The sequence below is a fragment of the Methanohalophilus sp. WG1-DM genome, from assembly GCF_004104135.1.
In the GTDB taxonomy this organism is placed as follows: Archaea; Halobacteriota; Methanosarcinia; order Methanosarcinales; family Methanosarcinaceae; genus Methanohalophilus; species Methanohalophilus euhalobius.
In genome coordinates this window covers 91,922-109,433 of record NZ_RRBA01000005.1, presented here as the reverse complement: position 1 = coordinate 109,433, position 17,512 = coordinate 91,922, and the positions used below count along the sequence as shown (strand labels likewise).

Genomic DNA, 17,512 nt, shown 5'->3' with positions numbered 1-17,512 from the left:
GGAATATGCTTTTCTTCCGTTGATAGTAGTTATTTTGACCGTATCTTCATCAATTACAAAATCCCTTTTGTATGAAAAAGTCATTGAGGATGGCGAAAACTCTACCTTTTGCCATTTTGCCTTTTTCTGTTTCTTCAATGTTTTGTAACATCCAGCAACCTGTCTTGGAATGTTACAACTCATCTGAGATTTCAATTTTAATGTTTCACGAAGATAGGAGTAAACTTCCTGCTGTAACTTCATTGCTGGAATTGGTTTACCTTTATCAAAAAGAACTTCAGAAGCATAGTTCATTCCATCTGAATATTTCTGCATAGTTTCCACCAAATCATTATCAGGATTTGCTATTTTCAGGATAACTGTTTTAGTGAGAAACATATACTACTATATTCACACGTAAATTATAAATACTTTACTGTGAATCAATAGACGCATTCCTCCCCTACCTTACGGAAGGGGACTCCTGCTCGGTAAGTTGAAAAAGAAAAATGAATTAATAATTGATACTATTCTTCAACCTATCCATAGCACTGGAAAAGGGATGGGAAGATTTTTCGACAGTAAATATTTTGGATAGGCCATGCGCGGACACCTCACACATGCATGGAATCGAAGTAAGTACAGGCACTCCATATTTTTCACCCATTTGCAATGATTGTTCATCAAGACACATGTTTTCCACAATCCCACATTTTTTGCCCAGGGGAGTGTATATTCCATCAATTGCCTGCTTTATATTTGTGAGACAGTATTCATTGGGTTTTACTACCATCAGGACGTAATCACTGCTTGCCACAACATTGACCGATGTGAAATCCACCCCGGGACTTGTATCCATAATTACAACGTCAAAACCTTCCTTATGAAGATCTTTTTTGGATTGAATCAATGCTTTGAGTGCATTTGATTGCCATTTCCTGTCCTTTGAAGAAAATTCCCTGATTGCGGAAATTTCGGGATTTGAGTAACCTACATAGAAACGAGCCTCTGAAGCAATGCTTTTTGAACCATCCACTATTACTTGACGTATGTTTTTTTTGTAATCAAAAATATCATTTATCCACTCACTCGAGGGAGGGAACATGCCATTAAATGTGCTGGGAGATTTCAGGTCCATGTCAAGCAAACATACATCCTTACCTTCTTTTGCATAAGCACATGCAAGATTGATGGCAACACTTGTTTTTCCCGTACCCCCACGTGGAGAGTGGACTGCAATTGTAAACGTATCTTTCATTTGATTTGCCCACAGATTAATTGCTTAATTAAATAAACCACCATCAATAATAAATTCGTAACAATGACACCAATTCTTGATGGAAATATCTTTTGTTTTTAAATATAGAGACCCATTCTTCAGAATGAAGATGTATTATACATTAATTATTCTGCTGAAGATTAATCACAGTGATTAATATTAATTTTTCTTCACTCAGAAATATGTTATCTTTATTGAACTGTAAAAAAGACTTTTCTGCCATTTCTGTACTTGTGTACATGACCCATACGTACAAGCTGATTGAGATAATTGCTTTCAACTGCTCTTTCCTTAGATGTTTTTTCCGAAATCTGTGCAGCGGTTGCAGTTCCCATTTCAAATAAGACGGTCGCTGTCGTGCGCAAATGATCCGGCAGGGAAAGAAGGGTCATTACATCGAGCTCATTTAAACCATCTTCCTGTGAAACATGAGACGAAGAATCCTGCTGGAATAACAGCCTGTCGAGCTTATCATTGATTTCATTCAAAGCTACAAGAATATTGTTCATTTCAACTTCTGAAACCATGTGACCACCATAATTTGTATCCTGGTATTACAGTAATACTGTATTCCAATAAAACTATAAAAAAGTACAGTATACACAGAAAAGAATTGAACTACTCCACGCTTACGCTTAAAGATATTTTACCATATAAGGGCCTTCCAGAACATAACCCAGTTTCCGGTAATATTCACGTACACCAATACCGCTGATAATACTGAGTTTTTCAAAACCGGCATCTTTTGCCATTTTCTCAGCCTCAGAAATCAACCTGAGACCATAACCCCTGTGTTGCCAGTCGTGATCCTTTGCAGATCCACCCACGACAACCATTGAACCATAAACATGTAATTCCCGTACAAGAGCCGAATTATCAAGTTCAGGCCGATGTGGATTGTTCGGAAACCTCAACCTCAAAAATCCAATCAAGATGTCCTGACTGACATCCTCGAACGATAGGAAATGTTCCTCCCCTCCACAGGAAGAGTAGGATTGCACCATAAATTCAATATCTTCTATTGAAGGTGGCCTTTCTTTCAGGATATTATGACCAACTTCCCTGCAACGTATACAACTGCATTTGCCACCTTTTTGCAGAAGTCGCTGGCCTGCAAGCTGGCGAATATTACTCTTTTTCACACCGGCCAATATCTGCTGTGCAGGAATATCCCGCTGGATACGTTGCAGCCGCACCCACCTGGGGAGCATTGCTTTTATGTCAGCAAGCAGTTCCACAGCTTCTTCATCATAGAGGGGATCGTACTTGCCTGCCCTCCACATTTTTTCAAGCTCTGTACCTTCGGTTACAAGAGTGGGATAGATCTTCAGGAAATCCGGCATGAAACGTGAATCACTGAACAGTTTTTTAAATCCCCGCAGGTCCCGCTCATTATCCGAACCCGGAAGACGGGGCATTATATGGAAACCTACTTTCAGGCCACTATCGCGTAATACGCGATTTGCCTCAGCGGTGTCGGCAACTGTATGGCCCCGACGCATCCTTGAAAGTACAAAATCGTATACACTTTGCACCCCGATTTCTACTTTTGTAGCACCAAAATCCAGAAGCCGGTCTACCTCCACAGGAGATGTCCAGTCGGGACGTGTCTCATAGGTTATACCTATGTTGCGAACCGCAGAACTTTCATTGGTCTCCTGTACATCTTCGATAGGAATATAGCCGTAAACATTATGGACACTATCCCGCCATTGATGCCCCTTAAAATCATTCATCGCCTCAAGACAACGTTTGGTGAACCATTCCTGGTAATCCATATTACGGGATGTAAATGTACCTCCCATGACTATAAGTTCTGCCTTATCGACTTCGTGCCCGATTTCCTGCAACTGTTTCAGGCGTGCGTGCACTATCCTGTAGGGGTCATACTCATACTGTATACCCCGCATGGCGGCGGGCTCCCTTCCCATATAACTCTGAGGAGACTCAAAAGCAGATGCAGGCCCGCCGGGGCAGGGCACACATACACCGTGAGGACAGGGTGCAGGAGATGTCATAACCGCAATAACCGCCACACCGGATATTGTCCTTACAGGTTTACGCCGCAGCCGGCTGCGCACATATTCCTTTTCACTATCAGAAGCAGCGGCTATGACATCGGAATTACGAGGAAGAGTTGACAGCCCATATTGCCTGCTTATGTTCAATTTTTCCCTGTTGAATTGCACTTTATCCAATGTTAAATCTTCAAGAACCAGCTCAACAAGTTTCCTGCAGGCTTTAGCAAAATCACTCTCATCAGACATTGGCCATCTCCGTGACCAGTCGTTCAAGATGTATCCTGTCGTTAGCGGCACTCCTGACATTCAGGTCAGCATCGGCAATCTTCAACAGGATCCGGGCAAGGATTGCGGGAGATTCACCGGTATCATTCACAATCCGATATAAATGCCTGACAATTTCCACCCCTGACATACCGTCTTCAATAAGCATTTTATCAATCGCTTTACGTGCCAGGGGAAAATCCGCAGCTGAGATGGCTTCCTGAAGGGAAGAAACACCCGCAGGTACATCTTCCATTACTACCTCAAAGATTATGTCTGCAGATAGTTTTTCGCCGGCATGTTGAAGAGCTGCAGACTGGAGAAGCCGCAGAGCACAGTCCACGTTGCCCTTACAATGACGCGCAAGACTTACGAGAGCTTCTGGTTCATAAGCAAGACCCTCCCTATCAGCAACATCACCAAGGAAACCTACAAGTTCTTCATCCGACACGTAGGTGAAAAATAATTGCAGACCACGGGAGCGCAGAGGGGAGATCAGTCTTGAGGGTTGGGTTGTGGAAAAGATGAACCTGCAGGTGCGACTGTAGCGTTCCATAATCCGGCGCAAAGCATGCTGGGCGCTTTCATTGAGGGATTCCGCACTATCGACAAAGATTATCTTATAATCTGCATCAATTGAGCCCATACTTGCATATTCATTTACCAGGTCCTTAAATATTGAAATTACACTTGACCTGATCTTTTTGGGATCATCCGTACCCAGAAAACGCACAAAACGTTTGTCCCTTACAAGATAACGTTTCCCCTGATCGAAAAAATCTGAGGCATTGAAATAGGTGAAGTTGTGCTCAAAGTTATCACCATAAATGCCTCTTGCAAGAGCAAATACAGCAGATGCTTTTCCACTTCCTGCAGGACCGTGGACTACAAGGTGTGGCAATTTCCCGGAAGATACCAGATGTTGCATTATCGATATTGCCTTCTCATTGCCTACAAAATCACCCAGGTACTGTGGCCTGTATTTCAATATCCAGAGACCTTTCATTGCTTCTCTCCTTTTTCCTGAAGCACTTCCTTTATCACCTTACCGTATACCGGACGGGCAATAAGTACACCAATCAATACACCGACAATGGTAGTTATGGCGAAACCTTTCAGGGCCCCAAAGCCCATGACAACCAGGGGCGACATTGCAATGATCGTGGTTGCAGCGGCTGCAAAGATTATGCTGAAAGCCCGGGCAATTCTCGAAAGGTAAACCTTTGTCGGTGGTAATTTGCCCTCATAGAGTACCTCGTCGGTAATTATCACAAGGTGATCGATACCCGTACCTATCACTGCTATTATACCGGCAATGCTTGGAAGGTCAAGTTGCCACCCTACAGCTGCAGCAAACCCGAGGATCATGAGTACTTCACTAACAGAAGTTGCCACCATCGGCACAAGAATCTGTTTTTTACCATAACGTCTGTAGACCACACCGGCAACTGCAAGCATTGAAAGCAATCCTGCAAGCACTGCCTGTTTCTTGAACTGGTCTCCCAGTGAAGCATCGACCTGTCCGGAACCTACGAGCTCCACATTGACCGGCAGGGCTCCTGCACGCAGGTGTATCTGGAGTTGCTCGGCCTGTGCCTTACTTTCATTATCTGCACCTGTGGAAGCTTCCCAGGAATAAATTGGGTTCGTCCTTATACGGGATGCAGCTGAAGGGCTTAGCGGAGCACCATATACTTCCTTATCATCAAGATACATGTAAAGCCAGTGAGAATTGGGATCGTTTACTGCACCTGTCTCTATTGCAGCTTTTTGGAGAGCGTTTGCCCCATCAAGGGTCAGCTTAAATGGAGTGTACCACTGTCCATCATGACGTGAGGGGACACCGACACTGGAAATATCGTCACCGTAGAGCACATGTTTGGTATTGTTGCCTTCGGTTTGTATCCGTATTTCAAATTTACCAGGTTTTTGGGCAATCTCCTTGGCAGTTGTAAGATCGATACCTGCAAAGTCCATCAGTATGTATTCATCACCCACCGTACGTACCGGTATATCCTTCAGACCAAGGGCATTGAGTTTTTCACTGAGGATCTCTTTAGTAAGGTCCCGTGTCTCTGTGCGCACACCCTTCCGATAGAGTTTGTCACCGTTTTCATCGGTCAGCAGAGAACCGCCAACATCAGCCAATAAATTTTCAACAGTTTCCTGTTCTGCTTTGGTCCTGATTTCATATTCCACACCGCCGGGAACTGCATAGGGAATTACCTCGGCATTGAGTTCCTCGGAGAGATATGTGGCTATCAGTTGTTGTTCTGTTGTGTAAAGAGTGATCTCTGAAAGATTGCCTTCTCTACTTACTGAAGAATCACTCAGACCCAGTTGATTTAGCTGGGATTGGGTCACTGAAGCTTGTGTTTTTAGGGAGATGGTGATTGTGGATTGCCCTTCAGAGGGTGGTATGACATTCACGACTTCAACCGGAGAGCCAACAATATTTTCGACAAGAGCACTTGCAGTCATTCCAGAGTCTACATTGGCCTGTATTACAGCACCCTGCAGGCTTACCTGTAACCAGGAACCCCCTTCAAGATCAAGTCCATAATCGAGGTTGGTATCAAAACCTTCATCTGCCGAATACCAGGGCTGGATTGCAACAAGAGAAAGCAGAATGGCTATTATGAATATACGTACACGCCAGTCACTCAACAGCCCCTTTGGTTTTTCTTCGCTCATGTCTTCACCCCCTTGGGATTCTTATTCACATACCACCTGAGGATGCCCGTATTCAACAGCCAGGTATTCATCAGGTCAGCAAGTAGACCGAATATCAGTACAATGGAAATGTCAGATAAGAGGTTTATCTGTGAGACAGTTGAAGTCAGGACATAAGAATATGTGGAAACAATATACATAACCACTAGCGCTGCAAGGGTCGTGGTGGTCATCGTAATACCTGTATGCATTGCTAGGGATATTTTTTCATTTGCAGATCCGCGCCGTTTGAGTACACGGGTTGTGAGTAAGATATCACTGTCAACAGAGTAACCAATAAGCATCAATAAAGCTGCAACTGTACCAAGGGATAGTTCAATTCCTGTGATATTCATGAATGCAGCGGCTATGCTGATATCGGAAAGTGCAGAAAGGACCACTGCTACGGAGGGTATGGTGCTGCGGAAGATAAGGAAAACTACTATTGCCATGCCTATAAAGGACAGAACTACAGCCTGGAGAGCCTGTACCTGCAAATCCTTGCCGTAGACAGCTCCTACCTGCCGGATCTCTACGGATGAATACGCAGATGTTATTTTCTTTTCAAGTTCCAGCTGTTCGTCATTGTCCATAGGCCCAAACTGGAGTACTGCCCTTTGTCCGGTTTTACGTACATCGGCCAGAGAATATCCTGAATAATCGACCTCCAGTTTTTCTATCGGGTCGTCTGTCTGGAAGGAAATCATTGTTCCGCCCTTAAATTCCATACCCAGGTTCACAGGGGACCCGGATGTGGAATACACAAATACCATAATCAGTAAGGCTATTGCAAACACCGCAAGAGGTATAGTTACAAGTTGCCTCTCATTATGGTTTTTAATGAAGTTTTCAAGTTTATCAATAAACAGCGCCATAAATTGTATGCTCCGATAACATAGACTCAGAAGTCAAATTACACTTTTCCATACTATGAAGTAATATATACTATTTTCTTGTGTTATTGCTTTTTGGTGAATTTTCTCAAGGCCAGATTTCTGGAAAAGAGCTATACATAACTAATATATACTGCCGACAACCCATTTTACAGGCATGCCATACAGACCATCTGTTGACGAATACTTTCTTGAGATCGCTACCGTAATAGCCAAAAGATCCACATGCCTTCGCAACCGGGTGGGAGCGGTTATCGTGCGGGATAAACAAATCCTTTCCACAGGTTACAACGGAGCCCCAAGTAATATGGAACACTGCCTGGATATCGGATGTATCCGGCAAAAAAACAATATCGAATCAGGAACACGTCATGAGAAATGCCGGGCAGTGCATGCCGAACAGAATGCCATAATCCAGGCAGCACTGCACGGAGCTGGAATCGAAGGGGCAACCCTCTACTGTACACACCAACCCTGCATCCTGTGTACCAAAATGATAATCAATGCCCGGATAAAACGGGTGGTTTACCTGACATCATATCCGGATACTGATGCCCTGGATTTCTTTAATGATGCAGGAGTGGAGATAATAAACCTGCCAGTATCAAGACTCCTGGAAGATGCGTAAGGCCTTCTTTATAATATCCATGTTGTCCGGCCGGTAAAGCTGGCGGGCAGATGTTTTTTCCTCGGTAAACAGGGGTATGCCCCGTACAACAACTACCGGATTACCTCCACTCCCTTCTCCCATCAGCAGGTTTGCAGCAGCTGCCACTTCATCGGCAACCGCCTCCTCACTGATCTGCATTTCATAACCGAAAAGGTCCTTTGTACCTCTCCAGTAATAAATGGGTGTAGCATGATACAGCCCTATTGCAACACCTGTCTGACCCAGTCTGAAAGCCCTGCCATTGGTGTCAGTTACCACAACAGCAACCCTGCAACCTGTAATCTCTTCAACTCTCTCTCCTATACTTCTGGCACTGGCATCCGCATCCCGGGGGAGATCGGCAAGTAAATCGTTCTCGACATTGGAATCATCCACTCCCGCATTGATACATACATGTGCCCTGTCGGATTGCACAAGCATTACAGGAGATTCGACAAAACACTCACTGCACCTGTCCAGTACCGCCTCTACAAGCCGTGGGTCTTTATCGTCCTTTTTGCCAATCCCGATTGCCCGATCAGAGGGCGTAATGTCGTCAAGGGAAAACAGTTCATTTTCGGCTTTTGCAATGATGGTAGAAGCAATAACCAGCACATCGCCATCTTCCAGAGCGGCACGCTCACATATCATAGCCGCAATGTCGTCACCGGGTTTTACAAGGGGTATATCATCAACAGTAAAGGCTTCCATCCTCACCTTTTTTCAACTCCACAGAAAAATACAGCAGCTCATGAACGTCGGGAGTGCAGAGGGTCGTGGAAACCCATGACTTTAGTCGTGGGAGGAAACGTACCCTCGCCGCCCTTTTCACCTCTTTTACTTTTTATTGCTTTTAAATATGAAATGAAATAAATACTATCAGCCCCTATATTATGTTGAGGAACAAACTGTCCTGATACCCCTTGTGGGAAAGGCACAATCCGACAGGAAGTAAACGGTTGAAGTTCAGGGTAACAGTTTGAACACATTGCTCTTTCGGGCAAGGTGGTTGGTAACAACCCCGTGGAAACGACATTTGAAGCGTCTCGATTGAGTAGGCTGCCACTTTCGTAAGAAAGTCTAACCCGTTGTCCGGGCAGTGTCAACCAGTCATATGCGAAATGAATGTTACTTGTTAACATGATGATTTACCTGCAAGCCCTCGACTTTAGTCGTGGGTAGTTGACATATAATACTAGCCCTATATATTGACCTGCGGCGATGATGAGAGTTACCCCCACTGAGCAAAGTATGAGGACAGAACTTAGCTGATGCCGCAAAAAATGAAACCTCCCTGCAACCTGCAGAGAGGTAATATCACATTTAGCTAATTTATTCGATTGGGATCTTCGGCTTTTCAGCTTCTTTGGTTTTTGGTAATGTGACTGTCAGCACCCCTTCCTCAAGTTTGGCCGTGGCGCCTTCCTCAGTCACAGAAGCCGGCAAAGAGACAGCCCTGGAGAAACTTGAATAACTGCGCTCTTTCTGGAAATAACCTTCTTCCTCCTTCTCTTCTTCCTTCTTGCACGTTGCACTGATCTCAATCATGCCCTCGGATACACTGATGTCCACATCCTTCTTATCGACTCCAGGAAGATCTGTGGTGACAACTACTGAATCATCCTTTTCCTGAACATCCACAAGGGGAGCCAGAGTTTCGCCCCCTTTCCACTGTACCGAAGGTAAGAATTCCCTGAAAAGGTCGTTTAGGTAATCCTGCGTCTGTTTTATCTCATCGAATGGATCCCATCTGCTTACTGAAGGTGAATTTTCCCTGCGTATTAATCCTCTTTTCATATTATACCACTCCTGTTATTCCTGTTTTGAAATAACAGACATAATATGTGCATGTACTTCTATAAGAAGATTGCGGTTGCTCAAAGGGATAGCATGGTATGTATCAAGTCACAACCCCTGACAGTTGAAAGAATACCATCTGCTGCTGCATCTTCTGAGTAGGTTTTGACAATATCAGCATCCTTATTGAAAGATGGATAAATCACAAAGGGTACAGGATCGGGCGTATGAGTCCTAACTACAATTGGTGTAGGGTGGTCAGGAAGGACAAGTACGTTACACTCTTCAGACATTTTATCTATTCCTTCAAGGATGGTACCCACAACTTTGGAATCAAAATCCTCGACTGCCTGTATCTTGGCCTCCAGACTACCCATATGTCCCGCTTCATCCGGAGCTTCCACATGGACAAAAACAATGTCATGATCTTTCAGGGATTCAAGAGCATATTCTGCCTTACCTACATAATTTGTATCAAGATATCCGGTAGCTCCGGGAACTTCAATCACGTCCATTCCTCCACAGATACCCAGACCCTTGATAAGATCCACTGCAGATATTACAGCTGCTTTTAGTCCGTACATTTCTTCAAAAGAAGGCATCGAAGGAGCATAGCCCTGACCCCAGAACCATATGGAATTGGCAGGTCTCTTTCCCTCTTCAATGCGTTTTTTATTAACAGGATGCTCGGAAAGAATATCCCAGGATGCCCTTATCAATTCTTCCAGTTTTTCTGCTGAATCCCTCATTGGCATGTGATTTGAGGCCGGGTTCTCAATCACATCATGAGGAGGAGTACAGATAGCCTCCACACCAAATTGGGCAACCATAAGATGGCGATAGCTGATCCCCGGATAAAAATGGACATCTCCACCCAGTTCATCCTCAATTGCCTGCATGAGTTGACTTGCTTCTTCGGTGGAAATATGACCGCCACTGTGATCCAGTATATTACCATTTTCAATTGTTATCAGGTTACAACGAAAAGCAACATCATTTTTATCCAGCTCAATTCCCATACTTGCTGCTTCCAAGGGAGCACGTCCCGAATAATGTTTGGCAGGATCATAACCCAGAATGGACATATTAGCCACATCACTACCTGCGGGCATCCCATCCGGAACATTGGTAGCCAGCCCGTTTATTCCCTCCAGTGCCATACGGTCCATGTTGGGAATATCCGCAGCTTCTAATACAGTTTTGTCTCCCAGTTCCCTAATAGGATAATCTGCCATTCCGTCACCGATTAATACAATATGTTTCATACAAACACCTGCCATCTTTTTAAATACAAAACTGCCAATTATTCATAAGACAATTAAAAATATAATCATACAAGGGTGAGGACTAATGAAATATATACGTTTTGCAACTGCCGTCATTTGTGTATTCATAATCTTCTGTGGTTTTGCCAGTGCTGCAGAAGAAATAGAGGAACAAATCCAGCATGCTGAAATCACGGTGGGAGCAGGAGACAGCATCGTACTGGATCAGGGTTATTCCATCAATGTAATTGATATAAACAGTGAAAATGGAGATTTGCTCATAGAAGTTTACGTTGATGAGAAAAAGGTAGAACAGGGAATTGTCAAAGAAAATAAGCCTTTCAGATATCTGAAGACAATAGAAGATGAGGATGATGAAGAAACTGACTACCTGATATTCAATGTCAGCCTGCAGGATACTGAAGATAAAGACGGCGAAACATATTCCGAGATCATAATCAAACAGTATATCGATCCAGAAATTGCTCCTGATGACTATTTGATATCGGAAAAATCAGATAAGTCGAACAAGTCGTTGTCCATGATTATCGGAAAAGAAACAGAACTTAAAGAAGATTACACCATCAAGGCAACAGATCTTGACGATAAAACCGTAACTATCACACTTCGTAAAAACGGCAACATTGTAAAAATGACAGAAGACCTTGGTGAGGGGGATGTTTTTGCCTATACACGCAAAAATGGAGATCGTCTGAGGACTATTTTTATGGGAGAAATTGATACAATATTTGAAACTACGGATTCGGATCATGTAATCCTAAAAAAAGTTATTCAAAAAACCGATAAGGTAATGGGGGAAGGACTGGAAATCAAAATAGAAGTCCCTGAAAAAAGTCCGGCAAATGAAAAAGCCATCATAAGTTACACCCTTGATGGTTATGCAGACAAAGTCGAGATCTATGTAGATGGAAATCTCATTGACCAGAGAAAAGAAGTATATGAAGATACCTACGACGCAGTTACCGACAGATTAAGCACCGGGGAGTACAATATCGAGGCAAAAGCAATAACATCCGAAGGAATGGTGGGAACCGAGTCTGCGCTGTTGATTGTGGGGGACATAGCAAAAGAAGGAAGCCTGGAAAATGATGCCGCAGATATCATTGAAAGGGCAGAAAATGTGACTTCAAGTGCATCAGAGGCCGTGGACAAGATCTATGAAACTGCCAATACCCTGGAAAAAACTCCTGCACCTGGCGCATTTTTTGCTATATTCATACTTCTGGGAGCATGGATGTGTTGCAGGAGGAGGTGACAATATTTATATGCGCTTCTTCCCTATAACAGCCAGAATTTTACAAATCATCAATAACGTGATACTAATATGAGATATGTAATGAAATTCGGCGGGACATCCATCGAGAACGGGGAAAAGATCCGCCATGTCGCAGAATTACTGAAAGACTACAGGGGACAGGGACACGAAATCGTGGCAGTGACCTCGGCCCTTGGTGGAGTCACCGACGGGCTGATGGAAATAGGTATTGATGCATCCCATAAAGGCAAGATTTCCCGGGTAAAGGAATTTATGGCAGACCTTGCCAAAAAACACTACGATGCAATTGAGATTGCCATCGATGATGCCAGCATTGCCGATGAAACAATCCGCACGATCGATGCTCTTATCGATGAACTCGAAAAAGCACTCATCGGCATCTGCTATCTGGGGGAACTCTCCCCGCGTTCCATAGATTACATATCCTCCTATGGGGAACGTCTTGCAGCTCCTGTTGTTAGCGGAGCTGTGCAAAGTAAGGGAATTAATTCCAATTCATTTACCGGTGGAGAGGCAGGCATTGTAACCAATAGTGAATATGGTTGTGCCAGACCTTTCGAGAAAACCTATGAAAATGTTGGCAACATCCTGAAAAGGGTCGTTGCAGCATATGTTCCTATAGTTACCGGTTTTATCGCAGAGAATGAAGAAGGAATCATTACCACCCTGGGACGCAGTGGATCTGATTTCACTGCTTCGATTATAGGGGCTGCTATAGAGGCTGACGAGATCTGGTTATGGAAAGAAGTTCACGGCATAATGACCAGTGATCCCCGGATTGTCCCTGATGCACGTCCGATACCCCAGATATCCTATATTGAAGCAATGGAACTATCCTATTTCGGCGCAAAGGTACTTCATCCCCGTACAATTGAACCTGCAATCAAGCATGGAATACCCGTACGGGTGAAAAATACATTTGATCCTGATTTTGAAGGAACATTGATTGTTTCAGACCAGCGACTGCGCAAGGATGTAGTAAAAGCCGTGACCTTGATACGATCGGTAGCCGCAATAAACATCTCTGGGGCCGGTATGGTGGGTGCAATCGGTACAGCCGCCAGGGTATTTTCCACACTTGCCAATGCTGGAGTGAACATTATAATGATAAGTCAGAGTTCCTCGGAAGCAAACATGTCATTCGTTGTGGATGAGGCTCATCTGGAAAATGCTGTAGTTGCCCTGAAATCCGAGATGAACCGGGATGTAATAGGAGAAGTGGCCTGCGATCGGGATATCTGTGTAGTAGCGGTTGTAGGTGCCGGTATGGATGGTATCCCCGGTGTGGCAGGCAGGGTATTCAGCACACTGGGCAGGGAAAAAATAAATGTTATCATGATCAGCCAGGGATCTTCCCAGCACAACATTTCATTCGTTGTCAGCTCCGATGAAGCTGAAGAGGCAGTACGCCTGTTAAACCATGAGTTTGAACTTGGAAATTAAAACAGAGGGATAAAATGGACAAAAAACTTACCTACGCTGATTCAGGAGTTGACATTCATCAGGAAGAATCCACCATAGGCAATCTCACAGGAGGCATGACCTACAGCAGGGAAGGGTTGGGAGCCCCAATGACATGTATTGGGCATTATGCCGGCCTGATGGATTTTGGAGATTTTGCGCTTGCAATGGCCACCGATGGCGTGGGCTCCAAGGTGCTGATTGCAAATGAGATGAAAAAATGGGACACCGTGGGGATTGACTGTATTGCCATGAATGTCAATGACCTGATTGCCATTGGCGCCGAACCTGTCAGTTTTGTGGATTACCTGGCAATCGAGAAACATTCCGACGAATTCGCACGGCAGATCGGCGAAGGGCTTGCAAAAGGTGCCGAGATTTCCAGAATGTCCATTGTAGGCGGGGAGACCGCAACTCTTCCCGAGATAATCAAAGGATTTGACCTGGCAGGTACATGTCTGGGAATGGTGGACAAGGATGCCATCATTACCGGGGAGAAAGTAACAGAGGGTGACGTGCTTGTGGGTGTTCCCAGTAGCGGGGTCCACAGCAACGGCTATACCCTTGTCAGGAAGATCATTGGGAATTCCGATTATTCCTATCATGACCCCCTGCCCTATGATAGCTCCCGCACCATCGGCGAGGAACTGCTAACCCCCACACGGATATACATGGAAGTGCTCGATGCAATCCATAAGTGCGAGGTACACGGCCTGGCACACATTACCGGCAGCGGCCTGCTGAAGTTGCGCAGGGTAAGCGAACTGGGATTTGATTTCACAGACCCTATCGAGCCACCCGAGATCTTCCGTTTCCTCCAGAAAAAGGGCAATGTCGAGGAACTGGAGATGTACCGCACCTTCAATATGGGGATGGGCTTTCTGCTTATTGTCCCGCCACATGAGGCTAAAAACGTTGCAGAAATAGTCAACGGGAAAATTGTGGGCAGGATTACGGAAAAAGATATCCGTGTAAAAGACCTTATTATTGAATGATCAACATGGCATGTATCAGTGACCTTCCCTATGAGATCCTGCTAAAGGGCGCATCCGTCAAGAAAAGTGAGGAATTCATTCGTGAGAACTGTGACGAGGTCTACCACGTGCCGGGTGGCTATAGCCTGGCCGGAGTTATGCTTAAAGGCGGCAAGACCATACCCATAGGCGTCAAGGGCAATTCTATTTATTTCCAGTACGTCAAACCCTGCAAGGGACTGTTCGTCCTCAAACTGGATGATGCACAGGAAGAAATTGAAAAATTGAGGCAGGGAAATTACCAGTAATTACAATCTGGTATTCTTGCCCTGATCCACCGCACATCCCAGGAAATCCGCAGAAGGGAATTCATGGACAGTCGTGGCAATGATCAAACCCTCACCGAACTCTTTTTTCACCATCACAGCCCGGCCCTGCTCATCTTTAAGAATCACTTCCCCATCGGCCCGTGAGAAGTAACCATCGCATTCCACCGGCTCCTGAGGTTCTCCAATAATACAGGGCATAGAATCATCCACAACCTCCAGCGGGGATTGCATGTGCTCTTCCACATAGGACAGTTCAAAGGGCAGCCATTCATATTCATATTCCGGCATACAGGCCCCGAATACCACAAGCACACCGCCCCTTTTCACAAAATCGGCTATCTTGTCGCCTTTGTTCTCAATACCTTTCTGCACTTTCGTATAGGCCGGATTGGCAAAACCGGTGGGCACCATCAGGCATTTTGACGAGGGTAAAAAAGGAGTGCCCAGCGAATTGCCGTCCACCCGCAGGCATTCATAGCCGTGTTCCTTGAACAGTTTTTCAAAAAGGAGGGGAGTATCCCAGAGCAGCATTACGTCGGTCATGGAAGTTTGATTTGTGGCGGGAGATTATAATTGTGGCGGATGGTGTGGAAGAGGTTATGAATAAAGGTTGTATCTATTCTGTACTTCAGTTGCATTTAATGCATAGTCATAGATTGCGACTTCATCAAGTTCTCCATCAAATCCAAATTGTTTCATACCTCCCCCATAATTCTGAGTGATTTGAGCTCCTATTTGAAGAGAACCATCACTATTTTGGGCTGAGATACCTAATAAATTAACCTCTGAATTATCCAGTTCACCATCTATATATAAATTTATAGTACTTGAGTTCCACGTACCAATCAGATGGTACCACTGGTCTTCATTAAGTGAAATCGTTGAATCTACATCAACAGACTCCGACCCTGAAGAAGTTATACCAAATTTAACTTTTGAAGTGTCCCAAAATTGGAAAGTATATGCTTCATCCGAAAAATCTTTTAATTCACCTTTATGTACAAAGCCTGCAAAAGGTGTAAATTCGTCCATATATATCCAAGCTTCTACACTACCTTCATTAGATATATCAAGATTATCACTGTCAGGAACTGTGACATAATCATCCCGTCCATATACAACTAGTCCATTTGTTCCATTCAAACCTGTACCCCATGTTGCTTGACTGACAGTATTTCCATCATTTCCATCGATGTCATCATTCGCATTACTATTGTTAAAACTCCAGAGAGAAACAGGAGTAGGCAGCGTCGGCGCAGATTGATCTGGTATTGATAGTTGGTAGTAACCACTGCATTTTAAATATGTATATGATGGATTGAAGGTAAGGACCGTTGAGCCAAGATTGTAAAATCCAATGCTCGATATGTTTACTGCTGAATTATTAATCGGCCACCAATCAATTATTTTATTTCCATCGACTTTAAGATACATCTCACTATCATGAGAAGGAAGCTCATACCTTAAAGTAGAAGCATAATCAGACACTGGTTTGACATAAATATCTGTAACCTGACCGCTATCTTCCAAATTCCCATTGACATATAGTTTGACATTGAAATCAAAATTCGATATCTGAGAGCTGCCAATATTCATATCAATTTGACCTGATGTCTGATTACTTAAAATTTCAAGTTTAATAGAATCACCAGAACTTAAATTATATCTAGTATCATCTATTTCAACATATCTATAATCCCCACCATTTGTGAAACTTATGTACCCACCATCTTTTATAATTCCACCTTTGTTCGGCTTTTGCAGAATTATTTGATTCGCATAGGTACCAAGCAAATCTGTAACAGTCCAGACCCAGGAAATCGAATCCGTAAGTGATGGATCGGTTTGGTTGTGGGCAATAAGTGTCAGGTTATAGGTACCCACGGAAGGAGTATTCGTATAGGAAGGACTGGTGCCATTGGACCATGCTACACGGGTACCATTCAGAAGGAATTCATTGTCTGAAGACTGGTTGCTGGTTGCACTGAAGGTTACAGTTTCCAGAACGGTGCTGGAATAGGGAGAAGTTGGGGTCTGACTCGATAGTACCGGTGCTGTGGCTGGATCTCCATCGTCTCCACCACCCCCACTACCGCCATTACCACCAACTCCACTGTCCCCTATGGACCCATAGGCATCATAGATTACCAGACTGGAAGCGGTATGGACCAGTTTGGTAGGCACCCTGTCATCGGTGATGTCGTAATTGAACTGTGTAGAAGTATTAATCTCTATTACATCCCCCAGAGCCCATTCGTCCGAATCGTAATTGGCCCGGATCTGCTCTGAAGTCAGGGTTTCATAGGAACCATTGACATTGACCACAAGTTCAAGGTCTTCCACATCAACAGTTTCGCCTCCACTGTGGCGAAAATAGAGGGTATCGGTATCCTTATCGGCCCAGTGGTCGATGTCCACCCTGACGTTATCGGGTCCATCAAGAGAAGATAAAACAAAAGCAGCGACTGCCGCGATTGCAAGAACGATGATGCCGGTCAGCAGTATTTCACTGAAAACCTCGATGACCGCATCATCTTTTTTGGCAAAATCCTGCAGCCGTTTTGTCATGATACGCTTTATGATATCATGAAT

At 44.3% G+C, this 17,512-nt stretch carries 16 protein-coding genes and 1 pseudogene; 5 read left to right on the top strand and 12 right to left on the bottom strand.

Features of this window, described 5'->3' with window-relative positions; genetic code table 11:
• The 7 genes and pseudogenes from CI957_RS05505 to CI957_RS05475 all read right to left on the bottom strand — a co-directional run.
• A pseudogene (locus CI957_RS05505) lies at positions 1–315 on the bottom strand (RNA-guided endonuclease TnpB family protein); the annotation flags it as partial.
• A 178-nt stretch (positions 316–493) separates the two neighbouring features.
• Positions 494–1,237, bottom strand: a complete 744-nt coding sequence (locus tag CI957_RS05500; protein ID WP_105460421.1) for a ParA family protein — start codon at positions 1,235–1,237, stop codon at positions 494–496.
• A 212-nt stretch (positions 1,238–1,449) separates the two neighbouring features.
• Positions 1,450–1,785 (bottom strand): transcriptional regulator, encoded by a 336-nt coding sequence (locus CI957_RS05495; RefSeq protein ID WP_096712335.1) that lies wholly within the window; start codon positions 1,783–1,785, stop codon positions 1,450–1,452.
• 108 nt (positions 1,786–1,893) lie between these two features.
• Positions 1,894–3,525, bottom strand: coding sequence for a tRNA uridine(34) 5-carboxymethylaminomethyl modification radical SAM/GNAT enzyme Elp3 (locus CI957_RS05490; protein ID WP_096712336.1), 1,632 nt, complete (start codon positions 3,523–3,525; stop codon positions 1,894–1,896).
• A complete protein-coding gene (locus CI957_RS05485) occupies positions 3,518–4,549 on the bottom strand; it encodes an AAA family ATPase (RefSeq protein ID WP_105460422.1) in 1,032 nt (343 codons plus the stop codon). The genes CI957_RS05490 and CI957_RS05485 overlap by 8 nt, the downstream gene beginning before the upstream one ends.
• Positions 4,546–6,237 (bottom strand): preprotein translocase subunit SecD, encoded by a 1,692-nt coding sequence (locus tag CI957_RS05480; protein ID WP_128754400.1) that lies wholly within the window; start codon positions 6,235–6,237, stop codon positions 4,546–4,548. Before CI957_RS05480 ends, CI957_RS05485 begins: the two co-directional genes overlap by 4 nt.
• Positions 6,234–7,130: a protein translocase subunit SecF gene (locus CI957_RS05475; RefSeq protein WP_096712339.1), complete on the bottom strand. Its 897-nt coding sequence runs from the start codon at positions 7,128–7,130 to the stop codon at positions 6,234–6,236. Before CI957_RS05475 ends, CI957_RS05480 begins: the two co-directional genes overlap by 4 nt.
• Before the next feature lie 175 nt (positions 7,131–7,305).
• Between CI957_RS05475 and CI957_RS05470 the strand changes: the two genes are divergently transcribed.
• Positions 7,306–7,776, top strand: a complete 471-nt coding sequence (locus tag CI957_RS05470; protein WP_096712340.1) for a cytidine/deoxycytidylate deaminase family protein — start codon at positions 7,306–7,308, stop codon at positions 7,774–7,776.
• Here the strand turns inward: CI957_RS05470 and CI957_RS05465 are convergent.
• From CI957_RS05465 to CI957_RS05455, 3 genes are all read right to left on the bottom strand, one after another.
• On the bottom strand, positions 7,753–8,514 hold the full coding sequence (locus CI957_RS05465) for a coenzyme F420-0:L-glutamate ligase (protein ID WP_164909036.1): 762 nt from the start codon (positions 8,512–8,514) through the stop codon (positions 7,753–7,755). The two genes, CI957_RS05470 and CI957_RS05465, sit on opposite strands and share 24 nt — an antisense overlap.
• Before the next feature lie 615 nt (positions 8,515–9,129).
• Entirely contained in the window at positions 9,130–9,594 is a 465-nt protein-coding gene (locus CI957_RS05460; protein WP_096712342.1) for an Hsp20/alpha crystallin family protein, read from the bottom strand.
• Positions 9,595–9,674: 80 nt separating this feature from the next.
• Complete coding sequence (locus CI957_RS05455; RefSeq protein ID WP_096712343.1) at positions 9,675–10,859, bottom strand: cofactor-independent phosphoglycerate mutase; 1,185 nt, start codon at positions 10,857–10,859, stop codon at positions 9,675–9,677.
• A gap of 85 nt (positions 10,860–10,944) precedes the next feature.
• On the opposite strand from CI957_RS05455, the gene CI957_RS05450 reads away from it, so the two are divergent.
• From CI957_RS05450 to CI957_RS05435, 4 genes are all read left to right on the top strand, one after another.
• Positions 10,945–12,135: an S-layer protein domain-containing protein gene (locus CI957_RS05450; RefSeq protein ID WP_128754399.1), complete on the top strand. Its 1,191-nt coding sequence runs from the start codon at positions 10,945–10,947 to the stop codon at positions 12,133–12,135.
• A gap of 69 nt (positions 12,136–12,204) precedes the next feature.
• Complete coding sequence (locus CI957_RS05445; RefSeq protein ID WP_128754398.1) at positions 12,205–13,599, top strand: aspartate kinase; 1,395 nt, start codon at positions 12,205–12,207, stop codon at positions 13,597–13,599.
• Positions 13,600–13,613: 14 nt separating this feature from the next.
• Entirely contained in the window at positions 13,614–14,612 is a 999-nt protein-coding gene (gene purM / locus CI957_RS05440; protein ID WP_105460427.1) for a phosphoribosylformylglycinamidine cyclo-ligase, read from the top strand.
• Between the two features lie 5 nt (positions 14,613–14,617).
• Positions 14,618–14,899, top strand: a complete 282-nt coding sequence (locus tag CI957_RS05435) for a DUF1894 domain-containing protein (RefSeq protein ID WP_241645940.1) — start codon at positions 14,618–14,620, stop codon at positions 14,897–14,899.
• Here CI957_RS05435 and CI957_RS05430 read toward each other — a convergent pair whose 3' ends face one another.
• Both CI957_RS05430 and CI957_RS05425 read right to left on the bottom strand, forming a co-directional pair.
• A complete protein-coding gene (locus CI957_RS05430; protein WP_128754397.1) occupies positions 14,900–15,463 on the bottom strand; it encodes a hypothetical protein in 564 nt (187 codons plus the stop codon).
• 54 nt (positions 15,464–15,517) lie between these two features.
• Complete coding sequence (locus CI957_RS05425; RefSeq protein ID WP_128754396.1) at positions 15,518–17,488, bottom strand: LamG-like jellyroll fold domain-containing protein; 1,971 nt, start codon at positions 17,486–17,488, stop codon at positions 15,518–15,520.
• Positions 17,489–17,512: the final 24 nt, after the last annotated feature.